Origin of the sequence: Streptomyces inhibens (genome assembly GCF_022221585.1) — a bacterium.
Classification (GTDB): Bacteria; Actinomycetota; Actinomycetes; order Streptomycetales; family Streptomycetaceae; genus Streptomyces; species Streptomyces inhibens.
Window position 1 is genome coordinate 718,992 of the sequence record NZ_CP084681.1, and the last position, 26,201, is coordinate 745,192.

The 26,201-nt window shown below is 68.7% G+C and carries 27 protein-coding genes and 4 pseudogenes; 15 read left to right on the plus strand and 16 right to left on the minus strand.

Features of this window, described 5'->3' with window-relative positions; translation table 11 throughout:
- The first annotated feature begins 10 nt into the window (after window positions 1–10).
- Window positions 11–1,366, plus strand: a complete 1,356-nt coding sequence (locus KI385_RS03475) for a glutamate-1-semialdehyde 2,1-aminomutase (RefSeq protein WP_238577549.1) — start codon at window positions 11–13, stop codon at window positions 1,364–1,366.
- A gap of 17 nt (window positions 1,367–1,383) precedes the next feature.
- Here KI385_RS03475 and KI385_RS03480 read toward each other — a convergent pair whose 3' ends face one another.
- A complete protein-coding gene (locus tag KI385_RS03480) occupies window positions 1,384–2,055 on the minus strand; it encodes a phosphatase PAP2 family protein (RefSeq protein ID WP_238570753.1) in 672 nt (223 codons plus the stop codon).
- A 32-nt stretch (window positions 2,056–2,087) separates the two neighbouring features.
- On the opposite strand from KI385_RS03480, the pseudogene KI385_RS44480 reads away from it, so the two are divergent.
- Window positions 2,088–2,405, plus strand: a pseudogene (locus KI385_RS44480) (transposase); the annotation flags it as partial.
- Between the two features lie 692 nt (window positions 2,406–3,097).
- Here KI385_RS44480 and KI385_RS03490 read toward each other — a convergent pair.
- Window positions 3,098–4,093 carry a thermonuclease family protein gene (locus tag KI385_RS03490; RefSeq protein ID WP_238570754.1) on the minus strand — a complete coding sequence of 332 codons (996 nt, stop codon included), beginning with the start codon at window positions 4,091–4,093 and terminating at the stop codon, window positions 3,098–3,100.
- Between the two features lie 180 nt (window positions 4,094–4,273).
- On the opposite strand from KI385_RS03490, the gene KI385_RS03495 reads away from it, so the two are divergent.
- Window positions 4,274–4,471 carry a hypothetical protein gene (locus KI385_RS03495; protein WP_238570755.1) on the plus strand — a complete coding sequence of 66 codons (198 nt, stop codon included), beginning with the start codon at window positions 4,274–4,276 and terminating at the stop codon, window positions 4,469–4,471.
- A 923-nt stretch (window positions 4,472–5,394) separates the two neighbouring features.
- On the opposite strand, the gene KI385_RS03505 is transcribed toward KI385_RS03495, so the two are convergent.
- The gene (locus KI385_RS03505) at window positions 5,395–6,138 is read right to left on the minus strand and encodes a peptidoglycan-binding protein (RefSeq protein ID WP_238570756.1); all 744 of its coding nucleotides are present in this window, start codon (window positions 6,136–6,138) and stop codon (window positions 5,395–5,397) included.
- A 552-nt stretch (window positions 6,139–6,690) separates the two neighbouring features.
- On the opposite strand from KI385_RS03505, the pseudogene KI385_RS03510 reads away from it, so the two are divergent.
- A pseudogene (locus KI385_RS03510) lies at window positions 6,691–6,925 on the plus strand (IS701 family transposase); the annotation flags it as partial.
- 317 nt (window positions 6,926–7,242) lie between these two features.
- Window positions 7,243–7,656: a VOC family protein gene (locus KI385_RS03515; protein WP_238570757.1), complete on the plus strand. Its 414-nt coding sequence runs from the start codon at window positions 7,243–7,245 to the stop codon at window positions 7,654–7,656.
- A gap of 183 nt (window positions 7,657–7,839) precedes the next feature.
- On the opposite strand, the gene KI385_RS03520 is transcribed toward KI385_RS03515, so the two are convergent.
- Complete coding sequence (locus tag KI385_RS03520; protein WP_238570758.1) at window positions 7,840–8,157, minus strand: hypothetical protein; 318 nt, start codon at window positions 8,155–8,157, stop codon at window positions 7,840–7,842.
- Window positions 8,158–8,483: 326 nt separating this feature from the next.
- Entirely contained in the window at window positions 8,484–9,011 is a 528-nt protein-coding gene (locus tag KI385_RS03525) for an NTPase (protein WP_238570759.1), read from the minus strand.
- A gap of 124 nt (window positions 9,012–9,135) precedes the next feature.
- Between KI385_RS03525 and KI385_RS03530 the strand changes: the two genes are divergently transcribed.
- Window positions 9,136–9,588, plus strand: coding sequence for a YbhB/YbcL family Raf kinase inhibitor-like protein (locus tag KI385_RS03530; protein WP_238570760.1), 453 nt, complete (start codon window positions 9,136–9,138; stop codon window positions 9,586–9,588).
- A 510-nt stretch (window positions 9,589–10,098) separates the two neighbouring features.
- On the plus strand, window positions 10,099–10,821 hold the full coding sequence (locus KI385_RS03535) for a hypothetical protein (protein WP_238570761.1): 723 nt from the start codon (window positions 10,099–10,101) through the stop codon (window positions 10,819–10,821).
- A 105-nt stretch (window positions 10,822–10,926) separates the two neighbouring features.
- On the opposite strand, the gene KI385_RS03540 is transcribed toward KI385_RS03535, so the two are convergent.
- Both KI385_RS03540 and KI385_RS03545 read right to left on the minus strand, forming a co-directional pair.
- The gene (locus KI385_RS03540) at window positions 10,927–11,436 is read right to left on the minus strand and encodes a hypothetical protein (RefSeq protein ID WP_238570762.1); all 510 of its coding nucleotides are present in this window, start codon (window positions 11,434–11,436) and stop codon (window positions 10,927–10,929) included.
- 105 nt (window positions 11,437–11,541) lie between these two features.
- Window positions 11,542–11,685 (minus strand): hypothetical protein, encoded by a 144-nt coding sequence (locus KI385_RS03545; protein ID WP_238570763.1) that lies wholly within the window; start codon window positions 11,683–11,685, stop codon window positions 11,542–11,544.
- 220 nt (window positions 11,686–11,905) lie between these two features.
- On the opposite strand from KI385_RS03545, the gene KI385_RS03550 reads away from it, so the two are divergent.
- On the plus strand, window positions 11,906–12,550 hold the full coding sequence (locus KI385_RS03550) for a DUF4328 domain-containing protein (protein WP_238570764.1): 645 nt from the start codon (window positions 11,906–11,908) through the stop codon (window positions 12,548–12,550).
- A 58-nt stretch (window positions 12,551–12,608) separates the two neighbouring features.
- Here KI385_RS03550 and KI385_RS44485 read toward each other — a convergent pair whose 3' ends face one another.
- The 5 genes from KI385_RS44485 to KI385_RS03570 all read right to left on the minus strand — a co-directional run bounded on the left by KI385_RS44485 (window position 12,609) and on the right by KI385_RS03570 (window position 16,436).
- Window positions 12,609–12,905 carry a pentapeptide repeat-containing protein gene (locus KI385_RS44485; protein WP_425356860.1) on the minus strand — a complete coding sequence of 99 codons (297 nt, stop codon included), beginning with the start codon at window positions 12,903–12,905 and terminating at the stop codon, window positions 12,609–12,611.
- A 259-nt stretch (window positions 12,906–13,164) separates the two neighbouring features.
- Window positions 13,165–14,310 carry an RNA polymerase sigma factor gene (locus KI385_RS03555; RefSeq protein ID WP_238577550.1) on the minus strand — a complete coding sequence of 382 codons (1,146 nt, stop codon included), beginning with the start codon at window positions 14,308–14,310 and terminating at the stop codon, window positions 13,165–13,167.
- A gap of 8 nt (window positions 14,311–14,318) precedes the next feature.
- Complete coding sequence (locus KI385_RS03560; RefSeq protein WP_238570765.1) at window positions 14,319–14,726, minus strand: YciI family protein; 408 nt, start codon at window positions 14,724–14,726, stop codon at window positions 14,319–14,321.
- Window positions 14,727–15,437: 711 nt separating this feature from the next.
- The gene (locus tag KI385_RS03565; RefSeq protein WP_238570766.1) at window positions 15,438–15,917 is read right to left on the minus strand and encodes a hypothetical protein; all 480 of its coding nucleotides are present in this window, start codon (window positions 15,915–15,917) and stop codon (window positions 15,438–15,440) included.
- Window positions 15,918–16,169: 252 nt separating this feature from the next.
- On the minus strand, window positions 16,170–16,436 hold the full coding sequence (locus KI385_RS03570) for an SHOCT domain-containing protein (RefSeq protein WP_425356861.1): 267 nt from the start codon (window positions 16,434–16,436) through the stop codon (window positions 16,170–16,172).
- 615 nt (window positions 16,437–17,051) lie between these two features.
- Between KI385_RS03570 and KI385_RS03575 the strand changes: the two genes are divergently transcribed.
- From KI385_RS03575 to KI385_RS03590, 6 genes are all read left to right on the plus strand, one after another.
- The gene (locus KI385_RS03575) at window positions 17,052–18,158 is read left to right on the plus strand and encodes a PP2C family protein-serine/threonine phosphatase (RefSeq protein ID WP_238570768.1); all 1,107 of its coding nucleotides are present in this window, start codon (window positions 17,052–17,054) and stop codon (window positions 18,156–18,158) included.
- Window positions 18,159–18,431: 273 nt separating this feature from the next.
- On the plus strand, window positions 18,432–18,680 hold the full coding sequence (locus KI385_RS44490) for a serine hydrolase (protein WP_425356862.1): 249 nt from the start codon (window positions 18,432–18,434) through the stop codon (window positions 18,678–18,680).
- 142 nt (window positions 18,681–18,822) lie between these two features.
- A complete protein-coding gene (locus KI385_RS43840) occupies window positions 18,823–18,957 on the plus strand; it encodes a hypothetical protein (protein ID WP_281066787.1) in 135 nt (44 codons plus the stop codon).
- A 603-nt stretch (window positions 18,958–19,560) separates the two neighbouring features.
- A complete protein-coding gene (locus KI385_RS03580; protein WP_238570769.1) occupies window positions 19,561–20,304 on the plus strand; it encodes a class I SAM-dependent methyltransferase in 744 nt (247 codons plus the stop codon).
- 188 nt (window positions 20,305–20,492) lie between these two features.
- Entirely contained in the window at window positions 20,493–21,149 is a 657-nt protein-coding gene (locus KI385_RS03585) for a DUF4232 domain-containing protein (RefSeq protein ID WP_238570770.1), read from the plus strand.
- Between the two features lie 296 nt (window positions 21,150–21,445).
- A complete protein-coding gene (locus KI385_RS03590) occupies window positions 21,446–22,651 on the plus strand; it encodes a polysaccharide deacetylase family protein (RefSeq protein ID WP_238570771.1) in 1,206 nt (401 codons plus the stop codon).
- 267 nt (window positions 22,652–22,918) lie between these two features.
- On the opposite strand, the gene KI385_RS03595 is transcribed toward KI385_RS03590, so the two are convergent.
- A complete protein-coding gene (locus KI385_RS03595) occupies window positions 22,919–23,287 on the minus strand; it encodes a hypothetical protein (RefSeq protein WP_238570772.1) in 369 nt (122 codons plus the stop codon).
- A gap of 447 nt (window positions 23,288–23,734) precedes the next feature.
- Here KI385_RS03595 and KI385_RS03600 point away from each other — a divergent pair.
- Window positions 23,735–24,051: pseudogene (locus KI385_RS03600) on the plus strand (transposase); the annotation flags it as partial.
- Here KI385_RS03600 and KI385_RS03605 read toward each other — a convergent pair.
- From KI385_RS03605 to KI385_RS03615, 3 genes and pseudogenes are all read right to left on the minus strand, one after another.
- Window positions 24,035–24,751 carry a DUF5701 family protein gene (locus KI385_RS03605; RefSeq protein WP_238570773.1) on the minus strand — a complete coding sequence of 239 codons (717 nt, stop codon included), beginning with the start codon at window positions 24,749–24,751 and terminating at the stop codon, window positions 24,035–24,037. The pseudogene KI385_RS03600 and the gene KI385_RS03605 overlap by 17 nt on opposite strands.
- 120 nt (window positions 24,752–24,871) lie before the next feature.
- Window positions 24,872–25,075 (minus strand): annotated as a pseudogene (locus tag KI385_RS44495) (IS5 family transposase); the annotation flags it as partial.
- Window positions 25,076–25,576: 501 nt separating this feature from the next.
- Window positions 25,577–26,083 carry a carboxymuconolactone decarboxylase family protein gene (locus tag KI385_RS03615; RefSeq protein WP_238570774.1) on the minus strand — a complete coding sequence of 169 codons (507 nt, stop codon included), beginning with the start codon at window positions 26,081–26,083 and terminating at the stop codon, window positions 25,577–25,579.
- Between the last annotated feature and the right edge of the window lie 118 nt (window positions 26,084–26,201).

The following is a 26,201-nucleotide window of genomic DNA, read 5'->3' on the forward strand; positions in this document are numbered from 1 at the left end:
CCGGTCGCGGATGGCGAACGAACGGCTGCACGCCATGATCCCCGGCGGCGCGCACACCTACGCCAAGGGCGACGACCAGTACCCCGAGAACCTGGCCCCGGTCATCAGCCACGGCCGCGGTGCCCACGTATGGGACATCGACGGCAACCGCTACATCGAATACGGCTCCGGCCTGCGGTCGGTCAGCCTCGGCCACGCCCACCCACGCGTGATCGAGGCGGTGCGGCGGGAACTCGACCGCGGCAGCAACTTCGTCCGGCCGTCCATCGTGGAGGTCGAGGCCGCGGAACGCTTCCTGGCCACGGTACCGACCGCCGAGATGGTGAAGTTCACGAAGAACGGCTCCGACGCCACCACCGCCGCGGTGCGCCTCGCCCGCGCCGCCACCGGGCGCCCGCGGGTGGCCATCTGCGCCGACCATCCGTTCTTCTCCGTCGACGACTGGTTCATCGGCACCACGCCGATGTCCGCCGGTGTTCCGGCGGCGACCAACGAGCTCACCGTGGCGTTCCCTTACGGGGACCTGGCCGCCACGGAGGAGCTGCTCACTCGGTACCAGGACGAGGTCGCCTGCCTGATCCTCGAACCCGCCACCCACACCGAGCCTTCCCCAAGCTCTCAACTTCTCCCCCAGCCTTCGGCCGGGAGGTGCCCCCAGAAAAGTGGAGACCCCACTCCCGGGTACCTCGCCGGCCTGCGCGAGCTGGCCGACCGGCACGGCTGCGTACTGATCTTCGATGAGATGATCACCGGCTTCCGCTGGTCCGAGGCTGGCGCCCAGGGCCTGTACGGCGTCGTCCCCGACCTCTCCACGTTCGGCAAGGCGCTGGGCAACGGGTTCGCCGTCTCCGCGCTGGCCGGGCGCCGCGATCTGATGGAGCGGGGCGGGCTGCGTCACTCCGGCGACCGGGTGTTCCTGCTGTCCACCACGCACGGTGCGGAAACGCACTCGCTGGCCGCCGCGATGGCCGTGCAGACCACCTACGTCGAGGAGGGCGTCACCGCGCGGCTGCACGCCCTCGGCGAGCGGTTGGCCGCCGGTGTCCGCGAGGCCGCGGCCGGCATGGGCGTCGGCGACCACATCGTCGTCCGGGGCCGGGCCAGCAACCTGGTCTTCGCCACCCTCGACGAGAACCGGCAGCCGTCGCAGCAGTACCGCACCCTGTTCCTGCGCCGGCTCCTCGCGGGCGGGGTGCTGGCCCCGTCGTTCGTGGTGAGCAGCGCGCTCGGCGACGCCGACATCGACCGCACCGTCGAGGTGGTGGCCCAGGCATGTGCGGTGTACCGAAAGGCACTTGACGCCACTGACCCCACTCCCTGGCTGGCCGGGCGACCGGTAAAGCCGGTATTCCGCCGCTTGGCGTGACGAGACGTGACGTGACGTCAGCGGCGCTCCCGCCGACCGGCGTCGGCCATCCGATCACCCAGCCGGTCGACCAGCCACGCGGTCGCCGGTATCACCGCCAGCGCGGTACACCAGCCGCCGAGGACATCGGTCGGGTAGTGCGCGCCCAGGGTGACCTGCGCCCAGCCCATGGCAGCGCCGGCAACCAGCGCCGCGGCGAGCACGAGTAACGTGCCGGCCGTCCTGCCGAGGCCGAGCCGGCCGGTCGCGAGCAGCGCCACCACGAGGGCGAGCGCGGTGGCGAAGGCGGTGTGCCCGCTCGGATAGGACAGGTTGCCGTCGCCGTGGATGGTGCGTCCCACCAGGTGCTTGAGCAGCGTCGCCGTCCCGACGGCCATGCCGACGCCGGCAACGATGAGCACCGCTGCGCGAGGACGCCGAAGCAGCAGGCAGCCCGTCACGGCGGCCACGACCAGCGTCGCCGCTCCTACGGGCTCCCCCAAGAAGTCCGTGGCCAGAGCGACTTGCCGCCACGGCGGCCCCACACCGTCCACCGCCGCCCAGATCCGCGCGTCCACCATGCCGGGCTTGCTGTCGTCGGCATACAGGACCCCGAGCACGACGACCACCAGCGTGGCGAGCGCCGCGATCAGCCCGAGCCACGCGCGCAGCGATGGGGGCAGCACCGCGGGCGCAGACCGGCCGGTCACACGCCCACCGCGTCCGGTCGACGTGCGGTAGTGACCTTCTTGTCTGCCGTGCGCAGCGTCGGGCGTTGCGGGATTACGTCGCCGCCCTGCCGGCGCCGCGGGACCGCAACAAGACGCTGACCGCGTTGGCGGAGCCGGTGACCGCGCCCCACGACGGCGGGGCGTTGTTTCCGGACGACTCCGGTGCCCGTAAGTCCGGGCACGCCACGGCCTATGTGTCCCGTCAGTACCTCGGCTCCCGCGGGCAGGTCGGAAACGGCATCGTCACGGCCACCACCGCCCGGGCCCGCGCCAAGGGCATCGCGTTTCGGGCGCTGGTCGCCGACTGCTTCTACGGCCCCAACGAAAACCCGCACTTCATTGCCGAACTCGACCGCGCCGCAACCCCCCACGTGGCGGCGGTCGAGCCGCGCAAGAACTGTCCGCTGCCGCCCGCCGACATGGCCGGGATCGTCATCCTGTACGGGCTGCGCGGCTGGACCGAGCAAGAGGACAAACCCGTCGAGCACGAACTGGACTGGGCCGACTTCAAGGTCCGCTCCGGCCAGGCGATCCAACGCGAGCCCCCCGTCGTGTCCGACCCACCCTCCAGCGACCATAACCGCCTCGCGGACACCCGCTCCCGGCCTGTACGACTTCGCGGGATCCGTCAGCCTGTGCAGCCCCGAACTCGCCAGCCTGGCCATCGCCCTGGCCAAGGGCATCGGGATCAGCCTCTAGTTGTCACCCTAACCAACAATCCGGTCGCGGCAAACCGCCGTCGTACAGTCACGGAATGTGAGCCGCGCCCTGTTTCGTAGCGTCCCTGGAGCCAGATCTACGATCTCGTCGTACGGAGACACACGAGCAGTGCCAGCACCACGCGCATACCCGGACCAGCTCCACGAGCGGGCGGTCCGCGAGGTCGAGGCGGATGTCGGCGACCGCGACGATCGACTGGCCATCGCCGAGCGCGAGGAGTCGAAACAACTCCACAAGGAAATAGCGGAGTTAAAGCGGGCCAACAAGATCTTCGCGCCGGGGGCCCCGCTTCCAGATGATCTCAGCGCGTGCGGCTGCCGCTTCCGGTGAGCCGTTGCGACGGTGTCAGGTTGAGATGGCCGAAAGCCTCGTTCACGTCCTGCGGCCAGAGCCACAACCGGTAGATCGGCGGTACCCGGAAGTAGTCCTCCGGACCGTGCAGTTCACGATCGCGCATATCTGCGCAGTACCGCGTCCGCCAGGAGAATGCCTCGCCGGGCTCCAGCTTTTTCCCCTCGGCCTTCTTCTTCGTCACGCCATGAAGCTTTTCGAGGGCCCGGTACTCGTAGGCGAGCAGCGTGTGGGGATCCTTCCAGATCCCCTTCTCGTCCTTGACAGCCTTGTCGGCGGCCCTGAGGAAGAGGGGCAGGTCGAGTTCGCCGGGGATGGAGGGGTAGATGACGAAGGGTGCCGCCCATCCTTCGGTGATGAGATCGAGGTTGAACGTCGGCCTCTTCTCCCTCGGAAGAGTGTCCAGTTCCTTCTTTGAATAGTTCGGCGCGATGTAGGCGAGCAAGCGGTTGTTGTCGTCGAAAAAATCACCGGCGGTGCGGATGAAGATGCCGCGTTCCTTGCCGGGGTCCCTGCCCTCGGCCAGCCTCTTCTTGATGTTCTCCGTGTTGAACGTGGCTGCCGCCGTGCCCTGGCCGAACTGCAAGCTGCCCGCGTTCCCCGTCTCGATCTTCGGCAGCAGGAACTCCGCGAGGTCGTCGGAGATGGGTGCGATGCCGTCCCGTATCCACGCGGCGAGTTGCTTGAACTCCTCGTCGACCCTCTTGGCCCCCTCAGCGGTATCCGCTGTTGTTTCCGGAGTGTCGACGGACAGCATGCGGATCGGCATCTCGACGTACGGCGTGTCCCCGTCGTGTACGTGGGCCAGGGCGCGCGAACCCAACGACGGCAGGGATATCCCGGAAGGCATCCACAGGATCTGTACAGGGTCGGTCACTGGCTTGTCGTCCTTCCCTACGATTCGCCTCCGGCTCCCCGGCCTCCGGCTTCTCTCCCACAGCGTCACGCCGTGCCCCGGACGCCGCAACTTCGTCCGACCGGGCACGGCGTCAACGCCTGACCACCGACGCTCCGGGACACCGGCCGGTACGGCACAAGGCCGGCTGCCCGACACATACGCAGCTCAGACGGCGGTCAACTCGGCGTAGCCCACACGGGTGACCATTGCAGCCGTCTCGCCGCCCCCTTGCGACCTCCTGCCCGCTCCAGCTGCTCAACCACCTCGATCGGCGACCTGCGGGGTGTCTTCACCTCGAACCGCGGCACCGTGCTCGCGGTCCTCGCCAACGTGAAGGCCGCCGAAGAGGAAATGCAGACCAGCGCCATCCCCGCCTCCGGTGACCGCGAGGAGAGCATCGGAACGCCAATTGCTCCGGCGCGCTGACCTGCGCCAACGTCCCAACTCCCGATACCGCTTTCCTCAGAACTTCGCAGGGGCAAGGTTGTGCGTGCCGTCCGCCGAGGTGGTGGACGCCCAGGCGATGGGCCGCGGCACCAGTGTGGCGGTCAGCAGCCGGTAGAAGTCGTTGCGGGACATGACAGCGGGATCAAAGTCAGTACGCATGTGATCAGTACCAGGTAGGCAGGCGCGGGTCCTCCAGCAGCTCTACGACACCACCCAGACGCTGGGCTCGCCGGAGCGTGCCCGGTGTCGAGCCACCGAGCACCAGAAGCCGACATCGCCCGCAGCAGCCCCCACCGTCTGGCAAGACTTCGAGGCCCCGCCCACACCCGCGTCGGTCAAGTCACCCTCAACTTGCGCTGGTCGCCCAGCAGCACGAGGCGTGGAAGCGGAGCCTGGGGCAGAACGCGGGCCGCAACTGACGTGCGGCGAAGAAGGGGGTCGGCATCGTCAGCTTCGTCCGGGCCTGAGAGGTCACCTAGGGCGAAGAGAACAACTGGCACCCGCACCGGCACGTCCTGGTGTTCACCGAGGACCCGCTGCCCCCGGAGCAGGGCGAGGCACTCGAAGGGGTCATCTACGCGGCCTGGTCGAGCACCTTACAGGCGGTCGGCACCTACCTGCCCGACCGCGAACACGGCGTCCGGCTCGAGCTCTCCGGGCACGGCGAGGGCGGACCGCCGGCCCGGTGCATCGTGAAGTACCAGAATGGGAAAGCCGCGTGGACGACCGCGACCGAGATGACGCGCACCGACATAAGGCCGGCCGGCGGCCGCCACCGCATCAGGGGCCCGAACGTCCGCAGCATCGCCTCCGCCCCAGACTCGCCCAGCGCATGCAGCCGCAGCGCCCGGTCCGCGCTGACCGTCTCCGCGAACCGCGGCCAATCCGGCGCGATCGGTCAGTCAGACGTTGGGGACGCGCAGCTGGTCCCAACTGGAATTGCCAGGGACGCCGTCGGCATCACTGCCCGAGAAGTGGAGTTTCCGCTGCCAGGCGGCGTAGGACTTCACATCGCCCGAGCCCCACACATCGGTGTTACTGGTGGACTCGTATCGATCGCAGTCTTCGGCGACGAGCCGCTTGTGCATCGCGGCGATGATCGGCGATTTCTGTCCGGTGTGGAAGAACGACGCACCGGGGAACGGCTCGAACTGCGGCTTGGTCGTCGGCTCCCCGTGCTCGGTGCTCGGCCCGTCCACGCCGGGCCAGAAATCCGCCACCACCGACCTGTCAAATCCAGGGGTGTTCTCGAACTGCTTGGCGATGGCGCCGCCCGGGATCTGGGCCACGCCGTCGAAACGCGCCACCCAGTAGTTCGGCTCGGTGACCCCCCTCTGGCGAAACTTCTCACGTACCGTGGGCAATGTGGAGGTGTTGCAGTAGACGGTCAGCTCCTTGTTGGGTGTGTCGGCCATGGTGTGGGTGCACCAGAAGACCGCGCCGTCCGGATCGGCACCGCCGGGCTCCACGTCCAGGACCTGCGCCCTGGTCTTGCGGCTGATCGCGATCGACACCCGCTTCGCGCGTGGGAACCGCGCCGCCATCTTGCCCATGTTGGCGAACTGGCCATCGACGTACCCAGCCACCATCGTCGCGTTGGACGGGATTTTGCTGGGCGTGACCGCGTCGAACATCGTGCGCGTCATGGTCGCCTCCTTCGCCGAGATGCTCGCGGGCACGATCGGCCAGATACGGACGCCGCGCGCCCCAGGTACCGCGGCCCGACGGCGTCTCCAGCCCTCGGGCCCGCTGCTATAACACACCTAATTCCATGGAACCACTCCCTGGGCGTTCGGCAATCCGAGGCTGCCTACAGGATGGCGGAGACGGCCAGGGCCGCCGGGATGGTGAGGGTGTAGAAGCGCGCCAGAGTGAGCGGCCGTACGAGCGTGGAAGCGGTGAGCCAGTCGTCCCAGAAAACCCCGGAAATCCCGGAAATCCCGGAAGCCGTAGATCAGGGGTTGAGTGGGGGGGGTTGATTGGGGGAATTGGGGGGAGTGATTGGGGGGTGACGGCGGTATGGGGAAGGCGATCAGGCCAATGGCCGTTCTTCCATGGGCTGTTGGGGTACGCCACCTGTATCCGCACCTGTACCCGTACCCGTACTCGTACTCGCGCTCGTGAGGAGTAGGCGCAGATAACGGCCGCGGCAGCGCGCAACCGTCCCGCCAGCCACCATCGACGCAAAGGCCGCAACCGCCGATGTCTTCCACGTCATGGCCACCACCAGCCATGACACCGTCGTCACCCGCTGGGCCCTCGACCATCCCGTCCACGACCTGTTCCCCGGCCTGCCGCGGCAGAAGTGGAAACGTCGTTCCTGCGGACGCGGCGCCCACGGACCGAGGGTGTTCGACCGGGCCCCGCGTCGAAGTCCGTCCCTGGCACCGTCAGGACCGCCGACACCGGGTCCGCGCCCGTCGCAGTGTCAGCGCCTGGAACCCGAAGGCCACGGCGTCTGGCTCTTCCTCACCGACGAGGGCTTCGGCCCTCGACTCCCCCCGGCAAGGCCGCCTTCGACGACATGGGGGACGGCGGTCCGACGTGCTCGGCCGCCTCGCCGATGTGCTCGTGAGCCCTGCGGCCTCGTAAAGCCCGACAGCAGTCCTCCGCACGCCTCGCGGAATCTCACCCGTCACGTTCACAGACGGTTGTTGAACGGGTCATGCAGTCGCGCACGGCAGGCCGTTGTCAGCGGCCCGCGCTAGTCTGCCCGCATCTGACCATTTGCCCCATTCGGGGAGGTTGTCATGGCCTCGCGCCTTAACCCGTATCTCAGCTTCGACGGCAACGCCCGGCAGGCGATGGAGTTCTACAAGGAGGTCTTCGGCGGCACACTCCGCCTCAACACCTTCGGGGAGTTCGGCCAGAAGGACACCCCGGAGGCCAACAAGATCATGCACAGCATGCTGGAGACGCCCAGCGGCTTCACCCTGATGGGCGCCGACACCCCACCCGGCATGGAGCTCGCCAAAGGCAACAACTTCTCGGTGAGCCTCAGCGGCGACGACGACACCGAACTGCGCGGCTACTGGGAGAGGCTGTCCACCGGCGGCTCGGTTTCCGTCCCACTGGAGGAGCAGATGTGGGGCGATGTGTTCGGCATGTGCACCGACCGCTTCGGCATCCCCTGGATGGTCAACATCAGCCAGCCGCAAAGCTGACCCGAGCCACACCCGGATGCCTCCACATTCGACGATCCAGGCAGCCGCACCCGCACCACCGGCACCGCGCCAGCCCCCCGAGAGGTGCGGCGCCAACCAACGATGTCCTGCAGGTCTTCGGCTACCGGTTCGCTCCACGGAGTGAGCGTCCGTCGAGGCGGGTCGGGTTCCAGTTCACCGTGGTCAGGGCAAGAACTTCGGCCGCCAGGTCGGAAAGGTATCGGGCTGGGCGAACGAAGCGAGCAACTCGGAGACCCGGGCGGCGGTCGAGATGCAGAACGCAACCAGCGCACGGTCCCGGTGCGACGCCAAACCGGCGAACAGCTCGCTGAACGCCTGGTCGGGGATGCTGCGTGGGCTACGCCGGGGCTCCTGCGGCTGGTACTCCGCCAGCCGGGACTGCCGACGGCGTGGCGGCATCGGGTTGTGCCGGGCGTTGGCCTGCTCGCCTTCGGCCGCCCTGACCTTGGGGAACGGGTGGAGCAGCGGGCGACCGTGCATCTCACCGCCACGTCACCCTCGCCACCGCCGCCACACCTCCAGGTACAGATGCACTCCCCGCGTGGTAGGCCGACTACCAGAGGACCGAAGCCCGACGCCATATGGACGAGGGCCCGAGCCGGCCTCTCGACCTGGACGCTGTCGCCTGCCGCAGGCCGAGGAACGGCCCACATCTGTGATCGGTGCGAGGGGCGAGGGGCGAGAGATGTCGTTCTCCGACCAGAACAACGCACTCTCAGCAGTGGTGACCTCTCTGGGGTGATCGGCGTAGCCGAACGGGTGGCGGGAGCCGCTGGAGACCGGGGGCCTCGACCCGGTGAAGGTCGTCAGGGGCTGTCGAACCGGGCTGCCAGATCCTCGGGGAGGGCGTCCCGGTTCGCCCGGTTCACCTGGACGAGTTCGATGTCGGCGCGCAGCTTGAGGGCGTCGGTGAACGGGGCGCTCTTCGCGTGGACGGTGGCGACGATGTCGATGTCGGACGTGAACAGACACCGGACCACGTCCTGAAACGCGGTGCATGCCAACTCCATACGCCCGAGCTCGTCGATCAGCACGAGCTCTCCACGAGCCGGATCCGCTGACCTGAGCGGTGGCAGGGCGAGCCGCTCCATGACGCCCAGGTCAACGCCATACCGGCCCACCCGCGGTGGACCTGGGAAGTCGACGTGGGCGAGGACGGCCCGTAGACCGCTGTCCAGTGCTTCCAGCGCGAAACCGGTCCGGGCGCCGCCTTGCCGGATCTCCTCCGTGGTGAAGCCGACGGCCCTGCGGTTGAGCAGCAGCGCGGCCAGTCGGCGGACAACGGTCGTTTTGCCCACACCGGGGCGTCCCTCAAGCAGGATTCTCGTCGGCATCTTGTGCTCCGTATCGGGTGCGTCTTACAGGATTCCCGGCGCGCTGGTCGGCGTACGCGGCCAGTCGGGTGTTCTGCCCGCCTGGACCGGTGCCGACCGGGCCGATCGGGGTAGAGCCGCGCGTATGACGGGAATTGAGCTCAGAAGTGTGGCGTTCAACGACCATGCAGCAATCCCTCGACGCCACAGTGGGGAGGGCGACGACATCTCACCGCCGCTGACCTGGTCGGCGGTGCCGGACGGTGCGTCGGAGTTGATTCTTCTCTGCGAGGACCCTGACGCGCCGGGCGGGTCGTTCCTGCACTGGCTGGTCACGGGTATCGATCCTGGGAGTTCCGGAGTAGCGGAGGGAGAGTCACCTCACGGCGGCCAGGAATGGCCCAACGGATTCGGCCGGGTGGGCTGGGGCGGTCCGATGCCTCCGCCAGGGCACGGCGTGCACCGCTACTTCTTTCGCCTGTGGGCCGTTTCGGAGTCGCCTTCCCTGCACGGCAAACCGACGGTCGACGCTGTGCATCGTGCCGTGAGAGGCCAGGAGTTGGCGAGCGGCACGCTCGTGGGCACTTACCAACGTTGATCACGCTGCGGGCATTGGTCGTCGGAGCGGCGCGCGGCCGCCGACCGGCACGCCGTTTCGTCGCCCTCTTGGGCGATGCCAGTGGCGGCGGCCATGATCGACTCCGATCACCTCGGTACCACTCGCAACATCGCGGCGGCAGATGGGAGCCGATGAATCCGGTCGCGCCGTCGCGACGGCGCGACCGGCAAAATCCTGCATCAAAGAGGTCGACCGCGACTGAGCCAGGTCGATTTCCAGTGCGGAAGATTGAACGTCTTGGACGAGATCGCCGAGCAGGTCTGCACCGCATGCACCGGCGCCGTCTGACAACTCAACGCCCTCCGCGCTCTGCGCAGGGAAGTCCGCAATCGTCAGCGCGCCTGCACCGGCTCAGCGGCCGCTGCGCGGAGTCGCGCACACGTACGCGTCCGCACAGTTTGTGCAGTACCGGCGACAGCTCGGGAGGCGCAACTGCAGTCGGCCCTTGGCCCGGGGAATGCGGGCAGGTCGGGGCCGCAGACCACCGCGGTGCAGCCACCGCTGTCGCGCACACAGGCAACGGACGACACGCAGCGGCCGCCCAGGCCGGACCGGACGCCCCGTTCTCCGTCTCGCTGGACGGGAAAGGAACCGCTGTCCACCTACACCGATTCTCGCGGGAAGGACAACTGGGTCCGCGGGTCGGCGATCGGGTTGGTAGCGACGTCCACGGGCGTCATCATCTCGCTGGGGCCTGGGGGCATCCTGGGGGCTGAGCCAGACGGCGCGATGGTGGGCATGTTCTCGGTGTCAGTTACCTTCGGGCTGTTCGCGCTCGGATTCCTGCTCGGGCAGCCTGCACTGGCGCGCGTGTTCCGGATGCTCGAAGGCTGGTCCTTGCGCATCGGACCGCGGGGCATCGGACCGCGGGGCATCGGACCGCGGAGCATCGGACCGCGGAGCATCGGGACCACCAGCGCCATGGGCAGGCGTGAATACCGATGGAGCCAGGTGCAGGGGTTCGCCATCAAAGAGGTCGACGTCAGCGCGCCCCCCGATCCCCTCTACCGGTACACCGGGCTCCACATCAAGGTCACAAAGGATGATGAGCCTTCGGTCGAGCCGCGTCCGGAAGGTTGGCCGCCGCGGTACCACGAGAGGACCATCGTCCGCACGAACGGGCTGATCCTTGTCTGTGCCCTCGGGCCGATGACAGACCGGCAATGGGCCGAACTGGAAGCAGCCCTCGCTCGCTACGGTCACCAGCTATGAGGAACCTTTGGTCGCTGGACAGGGCGCTGATGGCCCTGAAAATGGACGCCGGGAGGGCTCCGAGTGTGAACGGTACCGTCCGAAACTGATCACGCGGCTTGGACGTCAGCGGGACGCGGTCGCGTCGCTGATCCCGGGTCGGCGATGCGGGCTTCGAGGGGCGATGCGGGCTTCGAGGTCGGCGACGCGGCAGTCGTGGAAACGGTGGTTCGAGCGGGCGGCCTTCAGTCGCTCGTCGAGGGTGCGGTTGTCGGTGGTGAGGCGGCGGACGCGCTGCTTGAGCCCGCTGCTCCCGGTGGTGATCCGCCGGATGGCCTCCTCGGTCCGATTGACTTCCAAGTCGCTGTTCCAGCCGAGGAGTTCACCGATGTGGGTGCGCTGGGCGAGGATCTCGGCGTGGGCGTTCTTGAGGGCGTCCTCGGCGTTGAGGGCGCGTTCGCGCAAGGTCGCCTCGCGCTCGTCGCCCTGGTCGGCGAACATCTGCCCGCAGCGTTCACCTGCCTCCGTCATGGCCTTGTCGACCGCGGCTCTGTCCTCGGGGCTGTCATAGAGGAAGGTGCGGGAGACGTCCGTACGGCGGGCGATGGCGGCGACACTTGACTTGCGCCTTCTCACACCGGAGGCGGGCGATTGCCGAGTGGACCCGCTGGAGGGCGGTCTCGGTCTTGCGGCGGCGGGCCGCCAGGACGGCGGCTGTGCGGGGTCCGGGGACGGCGGTGTTCATGCGCATGTTTCTTCGTCGTCGGCTGTGTACTCATCGCCGTACCCGTTCTCCTCGGCGGTCGCGGCGTCGGCGAGCTCGGTGGCGCGGAAGGCGATCGGCCACACCCGGTGGACCGCGCGGTTTATGCCACTGAAGATCAACCACGCAGGTCAACGCGTTAAAGGATCGCTTCGGTACAGTAGCCAGAAGGTCCGTTCGGAGCCCCCCGCGCAACGGCGCGCCATGAGGGCCAGCCGCTCCTCAACCCCGCGGGCCACCCCAAACTCTCCGCCCCTCGATGACTGACGCTCGTCGAGGGGCGAGGCGGGGGCGTCGGTGTCACGTGTGGCGGACGCGACCTCCCGTAGAAAGGATGAGCGCGTGAACGATCACATAGCCCCTCCCGCCCTGCGCTCGATCCGGGGAGCGGCCCGCTGCGCCGTGGCCGCCCTCGTCCTCGCCGGCGCAGCCTGGGCGGCCCGGGCCGTGTGGCAGATCCTGCTCGCCACGGCTGGACAGCCGCCGTCCGGACCGCCGGACCAGGGCGACGGCCGGCACCGCACGCTGACCGCGCTGGAGAACGCGTACCACATCGTCAGTGCCCTGGGAGACGCGGCCACGGTGCTTTGCATGATCGCCTTCCTGGCCTGGCTGTGGCGCGTCCGGGACAACGCGCGCGCCCTCTCGGGACAGCGCCCGCGCTACGCCTGGCCATGGGTCTACGCCGGCTGGATCGTCCCCATTGCCAACCTGTGGATTCCCCGAGGGATCGTCGCGGACATCCACCGCGCCAGCGCCCCCGGCGAGCGCCTGCCGCGCGCCGTGAACTGGTGGTGGGGCCTGTGGCTGGTCGGTTCCCTGGTCGGGGCAGGCCTGTACGCCGGCACCACGGACGCCGTCATCGCCCGCGCCTACACGGACGTACCCCTGCTGCTGGTGGTCGATGCGGCCCTCGTCGGCGCGGCCGTGGCTGGCGTCTTCGTCGTCCGTGCCGTCACCGCGGTACAGCAGAAACGGATGCATTAGACCCTGCGGCGCGGCGCTGGTCCGGTATTGCAGGTGGAGCGGGGGACGTGAACGGCGATCAACCTTCCCCCCGCCTTGCCGGTGAACGTCGTCGCTCCGGAGTAGGAGGCATGGCCGGCGAAGGCAGCGTCAATGGCGTCGGGGTCGCCGGTGAGTCGACGCCGGTGAAGTCTGCGTCGCCGGTGAAGGTCGCGTTGTCGAACAGGGCGTTGCCGGTGAACGTCGCCCCGCCGAGCCCTGCGTCGCCCAGCGTTGCCTTGCGGAAGGAGGCTTGACCGGTGAACGTTGCCTCGGAAGTCGACGCCGGTGAACATTGCCCCGCGGAACTCGGTGGCGTCGGGCATTCCCTCGTCAAAGAAAACGGGCTCTTCGTAGATAAGCCTGGGTGAGCCGCTTTTCGGGCAGCCGAACCGTCGCAGATGGGCCATCTTCACCGGGCACTTCAGCGTGCCGGTCCATTGAGACACCACGCCTTCAGCGCGCCTGTCGTCGCCGCGGAGCTTCCCCGCCGGCAACGCGTCGTGCAGCTGGTCTCGACCCGCCTACTCACTTTGAGGCGAACGCTCTGGCCACGGGGCCGCGCCAAGTGCCGCGGGAAATCCGAGCGCGACCCGTCAGCGACACCGACGGGCGTTGAGCCGGGCGGCCTGGCGCGTCAGGTGGTCGCGCTCGGCGAGGTTGGGTGCCTTTTGGGCCGCCTCGGCGTACAGCTGTGCCGCCGTCGCCAGGTCGCCGTCGCGCTCGTGGAGGTACGCCGCCACCGCGGCGTGGCGGGGCAGTGAGTCGTCCAGCGCCGCGAGCGCCGCCAGGCCGGCGCGCGGTCCGTCGGCCTCGCCGACGGCCACCGCGCGGTTGAGCCGGACGACCGGGCTGTCGGTCAAGCGCGCGAGCTCGTCGTACCACTCGACGATCTGCACCCAGTCGGTCTCCTCGGCGGTGGGCGCGTCGGCGTGGAGTGCCGCGATGGCGGCCTGGGCCTGGAACTCGCCCAGCCGGTCGCGAGCGAGGGCCGCCTGCAGGATCTCGACGCCCTCGGCGATCGACTCGGTGTCCCACCGGCCGCGGTCCTGCTCGGCGAGCGGCACCAGGCTGCCGTCGGGCGCGGTCCGGGCGGCGCGCCGGGCGTGGTGGAGCAGCATGAGGGCGAGCAGCCCCGCCACCTCGGGGTGGTCGATCGCGGCCGCGAGCTGCCGGGTGAGCCGGATGGCCTCGGCGGCGAGGTCGACGTCGCCGGAGTAGCCCTCGTTGAAGACCAGGTAGAGGACGCGCAGCACGGTGGCGACGTCGCCGGGCTGGTCGAACCGCACTCCGGAGACGGTGCGCTTGGCCCGGCTGATGCGCTGCGCCATGGTCGCCTCGGGCACCAGGTAAGCCTGGGCGATCTGGCGGGTGGTCAGCCCGCCGACGGCGCGCAGCGTGAGCGCGACCGCGGACGACGGCGTCAGCGAGGGGTGGGCGCAGAGGAAGTAGAGCCGGAGCGTGTCGTCCACCGCGGGCGCGGGCCCGGGCGCCGGCTCCTCGTCGACGAGGTCCTCACGCCGGCGGCGGGCGGCGTCCGCCCGGGTCGCGTCGAGGAACCGGCGCCAAGCCACGGTGACCAGCCAGCCCTTGGCATCCCGCGGAGGGTCGGTGGGCCAGACGCGGACCGCCTCGACCAGCGCGTCCTGCACGGCGTCCTCGGCCGCCGCGAAGTCGGCTCCGCGGCGGACGAGGATTGCGAGCACGCTCGGTGTGAGGCTCCGGAGCAGGGCCTCGTTCATCGATGAGGTCACTCCGTGATGGTGGGCGGCGCGGCCAGGAACGGGCGCACCTCGAGCCACTCGTGGATCGGCTTCCCGCCCGCCCCGGGGGCGGCCGACAGTTCCCCGGCCAGCTCGACGGCGCGCTCGTAGGTGTCGACGTCGATCACCATCCAGCCGGCGATGAGGTCCTTGGTCTCGGCGAACGGGCCGTCGGTGACCGGCGGGCGCCCCTCACCGTCGTACCGGACCCACGTCCCCTCGGGGGCAAGCGCCTGACCGTCGACGAACTCGCCGGTCCCCTCGAGCCGGGCCGCGAAGTCCTGCATGTACTGCACATGGGCCGAGATCTCCTCCGGCGTCCACTGGTCCATGGGCACGTCGTTGACCGCAGCCGGAGCGCCGCGGTAGTGCTTGAGCAGCAAGTACTTGGCCATCGTGTTTCTCCTCGGTGCTGGTGCGACCCATTGTGGTTCGCGTTCACAGCGGGGACGGAGCCGGCCACGGGTTCTCGACATCGCCGTCCGATTTTTTTGGGCTCTCGTGGATGAGCCGTGGATGAGCCGGGGTGCGCCGTCTCGCGGTGTCCGGGTCCACGGCGTGGCACGAGGGCGAGACGGAGCGAGGCCTTCCAAGATCCAAGCAACTGAATCCAGCGCGGACGCAGCAGCCGTGATCGTCTTTCCCGATCCGGTAGCGGACACGATCGTGCCCCGGAGCCCCTGGCTCTGTGGACGTGATCCTCCACGTGTGACGGCTGTCCTCCCGTCGAACGTCCAGATAGTCAATCAACGATGCTCAGCGCCCAGAGCCCTGCGAGGCCGTGCCCCAGCCGAGCCTCAGTGGCCGAGAGCAAGGCCGGGAAGCGTCAGTAGGCTGCCTCCCTCGCACCTGACGTCCGCAATACCGAGTTCCGATGGCGAGCGCACTCCGCGCAGACGCGCCTCCTAGACGGCCATAGGGGCGGCGGCTGCCAAACCGTCGGGGCCAAGGTCGTAGAGATCCCTCTGCCACCAGCCCATGATCCGGTCGTGCCATCCCCTCCCGGCCCAAGGGCTGTCCCGCAACTACGGACGGGTGGGGTCTGACGCGTCGAGCGGGCTCAGAACGGCGTGGATGCAGGCGCGGACACCCAGGCTTGCCAATTGTCAGCCTCGCCCGAGCCGCTGGGCCGCTCCTGAGGTCCAGAGCCATGTACGCGTGCGGGTTCGGCCGACGATGTCGGCGCTGTGCGCGGCTGCCACCGCCGCCATTGCCGGCCAGGCCAGGAGGGTCGTCCCAAGTTGCAGGTAAGCCCCATCCGTGCCTACGCCGACGACCACGAACTCGGCAGGGAAGGCCAGCGCTCCCAGCAGTGCTCCGACGAGGGCAAGCCCCCATGTCCGGGTGACGACGAGAGAGGCAAGGGCCAGTCCTCCAGCGATGATCAAGCCCATCAGCACACCGGCCAGCAAGCTACCTCCGAAGAGCAGCCCGCAGTACCGCACATCACGAGCGGCAAGCTGCGTGTCCCCTCCTCTGAGGAACTCCACCGCGGCCACCGCCATCGCGAGCGCAGCCCATGGGATGCCCGGAATGCCTGCCATCAGCAGGCCGACTCTCATGCTGCGCCCCAGCATGCCCTGCATGTCTATTTGCCCCTCAGCTGTCGCACGTGCTGCGCGGAGCAGACTACTCAGGCAGCTCGCAGCGATCGGTTCAGGGGCTGCATGGTTTACCGCCTACACGCGCGAGGGGCTGCCCGTCGCAGGCTGATGGAACCCCTCGCCGCCGCGGGCTCCACCCGTTTCGAGGAAGGCGACCTGCCACCCCACCCCGCCTCTGGCGAATCACCCAGACCGCGTGCCGAGCCCGTAAGCCGAAGCGTCAGCGCCGGGTCCTCACGGCGGGGAGCCGCGGAGGGTGGCCAGCCGTCGCTGGTACTCCTCTTCGTCGATCTCGCCGCGCGCGTACCGCTCAGCGAGGATCTGCTCGGGGGTAGGTCCGCCGCGAGTGGCTGTGTGCCCATTGCGGAAAGGACCCGGCCGGCTCAGGGCGCGGACGATCAGGACAGCGATGGCAATGATCAACGCCAAGAACAGAAACACGCTGACCGACATCGCCAGCCAGCCCCAAGCGCCGACGCCATAGTGGTCATGCCAGAACATCATCGAATTTCACTTCCCGCGCCGAGCGGGTGTGGGCCCAGTGCCCACAGATGACCTCCATTCCATGATCCCTCTCTCTGGGCTGTGGGGCCACGGGCCCAGAGGCCGTCCGCGGGGACGAGAGCCCTGGTGGTGCAGTGGGTCGACGCCGCACCCCCTTGATCAACCGCGCCGGATGACTGGCCAGTCGTCCGCCATGCGTGAGCGATGCGTGAGCGGACGGCGTGAGCGATGCGTGAGCGGACGGCGTGACACGGGCCGCCCGGGGCTGGACCTGGCGTCGGCCAGATGTCCTCTGACCAGGCATAAGCGGACTGCTGCCGACTGCGCAGGACCGTCGATATGCGTTCGCCGGGACTCCTGCTGGACCGTCCAGAGGTCAGCCACAGCAGCTGCACCTGGGGCGGCTGCCGCGAACATCCGTCTCTGGCGACGAGGGCGTTGGCTCGCCTGCTCGGCAGCAGCGTTGCCTCCGAGAATTGCCGGTACGCCAGGCCAACGGGCGCTGTCCGCCGTACGGGGCGGCACACCGGCAACACCGTCACAACCCGGAACCGGAGTCGGTCACGCCTGGTCGACTCGTCCGCCGCCCGTGGGCGGTGCACTGTGGAAGACGTGGGCCTCAGGGAGCGCTTTACGGGTCTGCGGGAGCCATGGCGGCCGGGTCATGCGCTGCTGGCGATTCCTGTGGTGCTCATCATCGTGATCACGATTGTGGACATCCTGGTGCCGGAGGACGTGCACCTCGGACCGTTGCTGGTGATCGCGCCCGCGATCACTGCCTCCTTCGCCGGCCCGCTGCTGACCGCGGTGATCGGCCTGCTGGCCGTGGCGGCCCAGGCATACATCGGTCTGTACTTCGGTGTGCTGTCCTCGCGGAACGTGATGGTGCAGATCGTCGCCCTTGCCGTGCTCTCCGTCCTGGTCGTTTTCTACTGCGTCCTGCGCGACCGGCGCAGACGGGAGCTGGCCCAGGTGCGGTCGGTGGCCGAAGCAGCGCAGCACGTCCTGCTGTGGCCGCTCCCTGCCCGGATCGGGCCGCTGCGGATCGCCTCCCTGTACCTGGCCGCCGAGGACGAGGCGCAGATCGGCGGCGACCTGTACGCGGCCACCCGTATCGACGACGGGACTCGGGTGATGATCGGCGACGTGCGGGGCAAGGGCCTGGCCGCCATCGGAGAAGCCGCCCTCCTGCTCGGAGCCTTCCGCGAGGCCGCCCACCAGCACACCACACTGCCCGCCCTGGTCGCCGCCCTGGAGCAGAGCGTCACCCGTTACCAGGCCGACTTCGAGCCGAAGGACGAGGCCGGGGAACGATTCGTCACCACCCTGCTGCTGGAGATCCCCGACAGGGGCCACATCACCCACATGACCAGCTGCGGACACCCCGCGCCGCTCCTGCTCAACCCCGCCCACACCGTCACCGCGACGAGCCTGCACCCCGCGCCCCCACTGGGAGTCGGCAGCGCAGGGCCACCGGACTACACCGTCGACGTGGTCACCTTCGAGGCCGGCGACACCCTCCTCCTCTACACCGACGGCGTCATCGAAGCGCGCGACCGAGACGGAAACTTCTACCCCTTCGCGGAACGGGCCACCCAGTGGACCGGCAGCTCCCCAGAGGCACTCCTGCACCACCTCCGGCGCGACCTCCTCCACCACGCCGGCGGACGCCTCGACGACGACGCCGCCCTCATCGCCATCCACCGTCCCGCCCAGTAGGTCGCCCTGGAAAGCTCACCCACCCCGACTCCGCCCTCCCCCGCGGGCCAGAACCCTCCCGCCCCATCGTGACCACCCAGACGAACATTCCCGGCACCCGCTCCGCAGTTGAGGCCCAGTCGTTCCTGGTACTGCACGCGATGGCCGGCTGACACACGCACGAGTGGTACCGCGACGGAATCGGACCGGCTACCCGCCTGTCCTCCTGGTCGGCCGCCACATCAGTGGTGTCCTTGCTGACCGGGCAGGCCATCGAGGCAGGCAAGCTGCGGTGTGCGGTATCAGCCGGGCAGCAAAGGCACCTACCGCAGCATCGATACCGAACTCCTCGGCCAAGTCCTGGCCAAGGTCGAAGGACAGCCGCTGGCCAACCTCCTGGCCCGCAACATCTGGGCGCCAATGGGGCGCACAGGACAGCGCGACCTGGAACCTGGACCACGACGGCGGCAACGAAAAGGCGTGCTGCTGCATCAACGCCACCGCCCGCCACTATGCCAAGCTCGGGCAACTCGTCCTGAATGACGGGCAGTTCCACGGCAGGCACATCATCCCGTAGTCGTGGATCAAGCGCATCGCCACCCCCACCCCCCACAAGGTCGACGGCTGGGGTTACTCCGCCCAGTGATGGCATCCCCCGGGCGGCGACGGCAAGGACTTCTCCGCCGTGGGCCTCTACGGCCAGTACATCCACCTCAGCCCCGACACGAAACCCGTCATCGTCAAACTCAGCGACTACGGCGACCAGCAGGACGAACAGGAAACGTTCGACGCGCTCCGCGCCATCGCCAAGGCCGGCTGACCGTCACGCAACCGCGCCTCCACCCGGCAGGCGCATCCCTTCACGCAACCAATCCGTGCACCGCCGGCAGCAGAGCCCGTGGCGCGCAGCGAGACTCCTCCTACGGGAACACCCCGGTTCCGGGGCCGAGTGCACCGCCGTGCCAGTGTCGTGCCAGATAGACGCGTCACCGGTTGACGAGACCACATGGCATCCCCCTCAGGCGCACATGATGCCCGAGCCTGGCGGCAGCGTCGTCACTTCGGCTGATCGCGCGGAGCGGGAGAGCGGCAGGGCCTCAGTCGTGGGAAGGCAGGGACGTGTCGAGGCGGAACGCAAGTGCACCCGGGCGGCAGCCTTGTGGGCCGTCATTGGCATCGTCGCAACTGTGCTCGTCGGCGTGCTCGCCAGGTACATGGGCCTGTGACCAAGGGCACTGCGATCTTCCGCTGACCAGCTCGCTGATCCGAACCAAACCGCCCAGTGCTTTGACCGGGAAGGTTCGCCGGGTTGGTGGTCGCGTCGTCGGGGCGGGTCTTGTTGTGACGCTACTTCCGGTCCAAATCGGCATACGTGTCCCGGTCCGCGAGGCTGCACCGAGCGGCCACCTGGGAGGATGCGGGCATGACGACAGCCGAGGAGCAGGAGAAACACCGTCAGGCGGGCTCGTTCGGAGCCGCAGCGGACGCCTATGAGCGTGGCCGCCCGCCCTACCCGCCGGAGGCGGTGGCCTGGCTGGTGTCCGAGGACGCACGGACCGTGGTTGATCTCGGCGCAGGCACTGGCAAGCTGACCCGTGCCCTGCGGGCACCAGGCCGGGAGGTCGTCGCGGTGGAGCCCTCGGTCGGGATGCGCGAGCAGTTCTCCCAAGTGCTCCCTGATGTGCGGGTTCTGGAAGGGACAGGGGAGTCGATCCCACTACCGGACACGAGCGTGGACACCCTGGTCTGCGCGCAGGCCTGGCACTGGGTGGACCCGGAGCGGGCGGTCCCGGAAGCAGCCCGGGTGCTGCGCCCAGGCGGGCGGCTGGGCCTGGTGTGGAACTGCCGTGACGTGTCGGTGCCCTGGGTCGCAGAGCTGGACCGGATCCTGCGCGACTGTGCCGCAGCGCCGACGGAAGACCGTCAAGTGGAGCGCGTGGGCAAGCCGTTCGGTCCCGTTGAGCGTCAGGACTTCCCCTGGAGCAATCCGATGACGGCTGGAGAGGTCATGGACATGGTCGCCTCCCGCAGCTACGTGATCACTCTGGAGCCCGCAACGCGGGAGGAACTGCTGGGGCGGGTCCGCGCGCTACTGGACGCAAAGCGTCCGATGGAGATGCCCTATGTGACTGAGTGCTATCGAGCTGAGCTCGGATCGCAGAAGTAGCGGGCTTCGGGCTGTGCGGGTGGGCTGGTCGTACAGCCACCGGGCAGTGCCATACGGCTCGCGTGGCCTCATTAGCGGTGCGTTAGTGCCTCGTTAGCTGACCGGCAGCGGGCGGCAGCACGCTGGAAGCGCAACGGACGGACCGTACGCACCCACTTTTACGAAGCACCTACGCACGAGGTTGACTCATGTCGCTCACCATCAAGACCGTCGGCCGTGGCCGCCGTGTCGTCGCCGGATCGCTGATCGCCCTTACGGCGCTGACACTCACCGCCTGCCAGAGCGGCACGGATGCCTCGTCCCGCCCCTCGTCGGCCGACGCCGCCGCGCAGTCCCAGCCGAACACGGCCCAGCAGTCCCACCCGGCCAAGCCCTCCGGAAACAGCGCCGGCGCCACCAACGCCGGCCAGGCCAACGCCTCGGCGATGACGGCGTCGGACCGCTGCACCACCACTGACATGTCTCTGCGGCTGGGGCGCACCGACATCGGCGCGGGCAACATCCGCGTCCCGCTGATCTTCACCAACAAGGGCAAGAAGGCGTGCTCGCTGCGCGGTTTCCCGGGCGTCTCGCTGACCCAGCGCGACGGGTCGGCCATCGGCAAGCCCGCCAGCCGCGAGGGCGGCGCCGGCGGCAGCGTCCGGCTGCAGCCCGGACAGAGCGCCCACGCCGTGCTCCACACGGTCAACGACGGGGTCTCGGACACCCCGTGCTGGAAGAACTCGCAGAACGTCTCCGTCTACCCGCCCGGCTCCAAGGAGTCCATGACCACCAGCAGCGGCGGGCTGCGGGTGTGCGGCGGCACCTTCACCGTGACCACGGTGGAGGCCGGGTCGCTGGGCTGACACCCGCCCTCTCGGGCCACGGGGCCGTTCCGGGGCTGGTGCGTCACCGGAACGGCCCCGGCCACCCCGATGTTCGGCTCGCTTGGGACTGATGGCCATCCCGGCGGTGGCCGCAAAGACCTTCTCCCCTATTCGGGGCCAAGCACGAGGTGCGGTTGGAGCTGCCGACCGCGTCAAGCCGGCAGGCGATTCCCCCTTGAACAGGCCGGATTCGACGGATCCGGTGAACAGCACGTCCGGATTCCAGGCGTCCGGATATGAAGACTTCCAGCGGAAAGAATGCGATGGGTACCGTTATGCGCGAATTCAGCCGGCGGGGGATGCTCGGACTCGGGGTAGGAGCGGCGGCGGCGCTGTCCGTCGCCGGCTGTTCCTCCTCCGGGTCGTCAGGATCCGGCATGGTCGGGACCGAGCCCGGTGGGACGACGCAGTCGAGGGCGAAGCCGATCGGCGACGGCTCGACCGCCTACACGGGCAAGCAGCCGAGCCAGCCGCCCAAGCCGGAGAAGCTGGAGCCCGGCCAGAAGCCGCCCCAGTTCGTGGTCTTCTCCTGGGACGGGGCGGGCGAGGTGGGCAACGGCCTCTTCCCGAGGTTCCGCAAGATCTCCAAAGATCACAACGCCTCGATGACCTTCTTCCTCTCCGGGCTCTATCTGCTGCCCGAGTCGAAGAAGCGCCTGTACCGGCCGCCGAACAACCCCGTCGGCGCCTCCGCGATCGGCTACCTGTCTGATGACCACGTCAAGGAGACGCTGAAGAACCTGCGCGCGGCCTGGCTGGAGGGCCACGAGATAGGCACCCACTTCAACGGCCACTTCTGCGACGGCACCGGCTCGGTCGAGCACTGGACCCCCGCCCAGTGGGACTCCGAGATCGAGCAGGCCATGGACTTCGTCACCAAGTGGCGTACGAACACCGGCTTCACCGACCTCGAACCGCTGCCGTTCGACTACAGCAAGGAGCTCGTCGGCGGCCGTACGCCCTGCCTGAAGGGGCAGAACAACCTGCTGCCGACGGCGAAGAAGCGCGGCTGGCGGTACGACGCCAGCTCCCCCGGCGGCGTCCAGGTCTGGCCCACCAAGAAGCTGGGCCTCTGGGACTTCCCGCTCCAGTCGATGCCGTTCCCCGGCCACTCCTTCCAGGTCCTCTCGATGGACTACAACATCCTGGCCAACCAGTCGAGGAACTCCACCAAGGGCCCGCCGGCCAACTACCCGGCCTGGCGCAAGCAGGCCACCGACGCCTACATAGCCGGCTTCCAGCGGGCGTACGAGACGAACCGGGCCCCCTTCTTCGTCGGCAACCACTTCGAGCAGTGGAACGGCGGCATCTACATGGACGCCGTCGAGGACACGATCAAGCACATCGCCGACGACAAGCACAAGGACGTCCGGATGGTCTCCTTCCGCCAGCTGTGCGACTGGCTCGATGTGCAAGACCCTCAGGTCCTCGCCAACCTGCGCGGGCTCGGCGTCGGGCAGAACTTCACCGGACGCGGCTGACCGCCCCGGAGGGGGCGCGGAAGGTCCCCCATGGGCCGCCCATGCCGACCCCGTGCGTGCCTGCCGCGCCCCCGGCGCCTCGCGAACCGCCGCCGTGCACCGTGTCAACCATCGCGGCCGCGGAGCAATCACCACCACCGACGCCCGCGTAACCGCCGATGGCCGATTGCGGTGCGCCCTCTTCCCTGTGAGAGCCCAGGAGATGACCTGCGGCCTCACGTCCGGCTTGTGTGAGCGCTGGAGGCTCCCGACGGGGCCCTCCATCGCTCACCGGGAGGTCACCTTCGTCAGGATGCAGCGCTTTCCGTCGTCGGGATCACCGATGTACGTCCAGAGCATCGGGGCCTTGGTCGTGCCGCTCACCTCGTACTCGGCGCTCATATGGCCGGAGCCGAATTCGAGGTGGATCTCCCACACATGCGGACTGTCCTCGCGAGGCAGGCCCGACTCCCACTGATCCCAGGTACCCCTGCCCGTTTTGGTCGACGCGAGACCGAACCCAGAGCTGGCGTCACTCTCACCGTCGAGGTAGTCGCCACAGGCGGACGAGGCGCTGAACGTTCCGTCCCCGGCCAGAACAAGCCTTCCGCCCTGGTCGTCCTTCCACGCTCCCGCCAGCTCTGCATTCGTCAGCACGAGGGCGTCGCCCGGAGCGCCAGGGACCCAGAGGCGGTTCAGGGCGATCCACGCGATCAGCGCCACAGGAACGAGAAGGAGTGCCAATCCGCAACCAAGAGCCCCGACGCAACCGCCGGCGACGCGCCTCTTCCACGGTCGCTCGGACGGGACGAAAGCCCGCGCCCCGGCCGGTCGTTCCGGCCATTGCGGCCATTTTTCCGCGCTTGGCACACGCCACCCCTCGGTTCTGACGCCGCCCACGGTCCTGCTCGGCAGCATCATCATGCACCAGCCTCGGCACGGCGCTAACAGGCCCCCCAGTGGTGCATCTGCGCTGCAGCCGACGACCACCAGGGCGTGTTTCGTAAGTGGTCCCCGGGCGTCAGACGATCTTTGTTCGTGGTTCGTGGGGATCTGACGGTACGCAGTGGGTCCGGCTGGAAATGCTGTTGCTGTCTCAGGCCGGGCAGGTCCCGTACCCGGCCCGATCGCGTACGCGCCGACAAGGCGTACGCCTCCCGCAAGAACCGTGCGTACCTCCGTCGGCGTGGTATCCGCTGCACCATTCCGGATGAGGCCGACCAGGCCCGTAACCGCAAGAATTGCGGATCCCGCGGCGGCCGACCTCCGAAGTTCGACCCTGGTGACTACCGCGAGCGTCACGCTGTCGAGTGCGGTATCAACCGCCTCACAAGGCACCGGACCGTGGCCACGCGATACGACAAGCTCGCGGTCCGCTACAAGGGACCGTGCCGGTCGCAGCCATCAACGAGTGGCTGTGATGGGCACGGCGGTCCCATTGATCACTTTGGAATCAGACCCTGGGGGCCTGCGGCTCGTCGCCGAGGCGAAGCCCAGCCAGGTGTGTCGGTTACCTGCCCAGCACCAGCCGACCTTGGGGGCGTTGCGGCGCTCGCGGCCGTCCCGCCCGGTGCCGTTGCTGATCCAGATTGCCGGGGTGCGGGCGTCCAGGGTGCTGTTTGCCTTGCGCAGCCGGGAGCCGATGGTCATGAAGCAGTGGTTGGGCTCCAGGGCGGCGGGCTGCTGCAGCAGCCAGTGGATGCCCTCGGTGAGCAGCAGCGGGGTGCGACGTTCCGCGGTGAGGGCGGGCAGCGCCTCGTTCGGGCTCCAGTTGGCCATGCGGTCGCCGCGGTCGACGCCGGTGAGGAGGTAGAGAGGGGAGCCAGGCAGTTCGACGGTGTCGAGTGGGGCGAACCGGTCGACGTCGGTCATGTCGGTGACGACGAAACCGGGCTTGCCATCGTGGCGGAGCAGCGGTGCGAGGGCGGAGGCGGGGGCGCGGTCCGGGTGGACGGCAAGTAGGCCGCCGCCTTCGTCAGTGGCGGCTTCGGCGAAGGCGAGCAGCTCGGCGGCGGACAGCCCAGCGATCTCGTGCACTTCGAGTTGGATCAGGCGCTCGGCCTGAGCGGCGAGGGAGGGGAGAGCGAGGTCGCGGGTGGCGGTGGGTGCGGTTTCGGGCACGGCAATCCCCCAGGGTTCGCGGTTCGGAGAACATGAAGGGCAGTGGTCCTGAGCCCAACGAGGCGGCCCAACGGAATGTTCCCAGGACCGCGACGCCAGGGTGCGTTTTGAAAGTGCCGGTCACAGCAACCCGTTGATGGCTGCGACCAGCACAGTCGCCTCGTAGCGGACGGCGAGTTTGTCGTATCTCGTGGCGACGGCGCGATGTCGCTCGAGGCGATTGATTCCGCACTCCCCCGCGTGGCGCTCTTTGTAGTCGGCGTTGTCGAACTTCGGCGGCCGGCCACCGCGGGATCCGCGCTTCCTGCGGTTGGCGATCTGGTCGCATCCGCGCGAAAGGGGGAGCCGACACCGTTCCGTCGCCGGTCGACCGGCGGAAGACGGGCAGCAAACACCATCTGATCTGCGACGGACGCGGCACACCGCTGAAGGGCATCACCACCGCGGCCAACGTCAACGACGTCACCCAGACCCTCCCCTGGTCGATGCCATCCCACCCGTCGCCGGACGTCCCGGCCGACCGCGCCGCCGGCCCGAGGCCCTGCTCGGCGATACGGAATACGACTCCGCCCCCAACCGCCGCGAACTGCGCAAGCACCGGATCCTGCCCGTCATCTCCCGCAAGGACGCCCTCAATATCCAGGGCATGGGCCAGCTCCGCCATGTCATCGAGCAGACCTTCGCACTGCTCCATCAGTTCAGACGGCTCGCTGTCGGGCGTGTCCGATGAGTCGCATGACGCGCCGGTTGGGGCTCGATGCGTCTGCGGGTCGGCCCGTTCGGATCCCGCACGGGATCCGAACGTCGAGCCTTACCCGGGCGGTCTCACTTCCACGGGTCGGTGAACGACCGGCCGGGCACCGGCTTGGCGATGAGCGCCACGGCGATGAAGAAGTTGACCTGGCCGATCGCGAACATCAGGGTGGCAAGCGCCTTGGCCTCATAGTGCTCCGCTGCCTGGGCATACAGCTCGTCGGAGACCCTCTCGCCGTGCGCGGACGGCTGAAGCACGGCTTCCACGAGTGCCAGCGCGGCACGCTCGGCACCGGTGAAGTACGGCGAGTCCTGCCAGGAGGCCACCGACGTGATGCGCTCCTCCGACTCCCCGGCCTTGCGCAGGAAGCCCGTGTGCAGAACGGTCAGGTAGGTGCTGCCGACGATCTGGCCTGCACGCAGCTGGACCAGGCTCATCGTGGAGCGCGGTACCGAACCGTTGCCAGTGACCTTGAACAGCGCCGCCGACACCGCTGCCAGCTCGGGTACGAGCTCCGCAGGGTCCTCGGCCATCCGCGGAACCATCGGGACCTCCGCCGTGATCGAACGTGTTTCCATCGCCGTCTCCTTCGGGCTTTCATGTTGCTGTCACTGCCCTGACGGATCGCGACAGAGAAATGTGACCGATGGAAGACAGTCGTTCGTGTTCAGCTTGGACATCGACCCAGCGGACAGG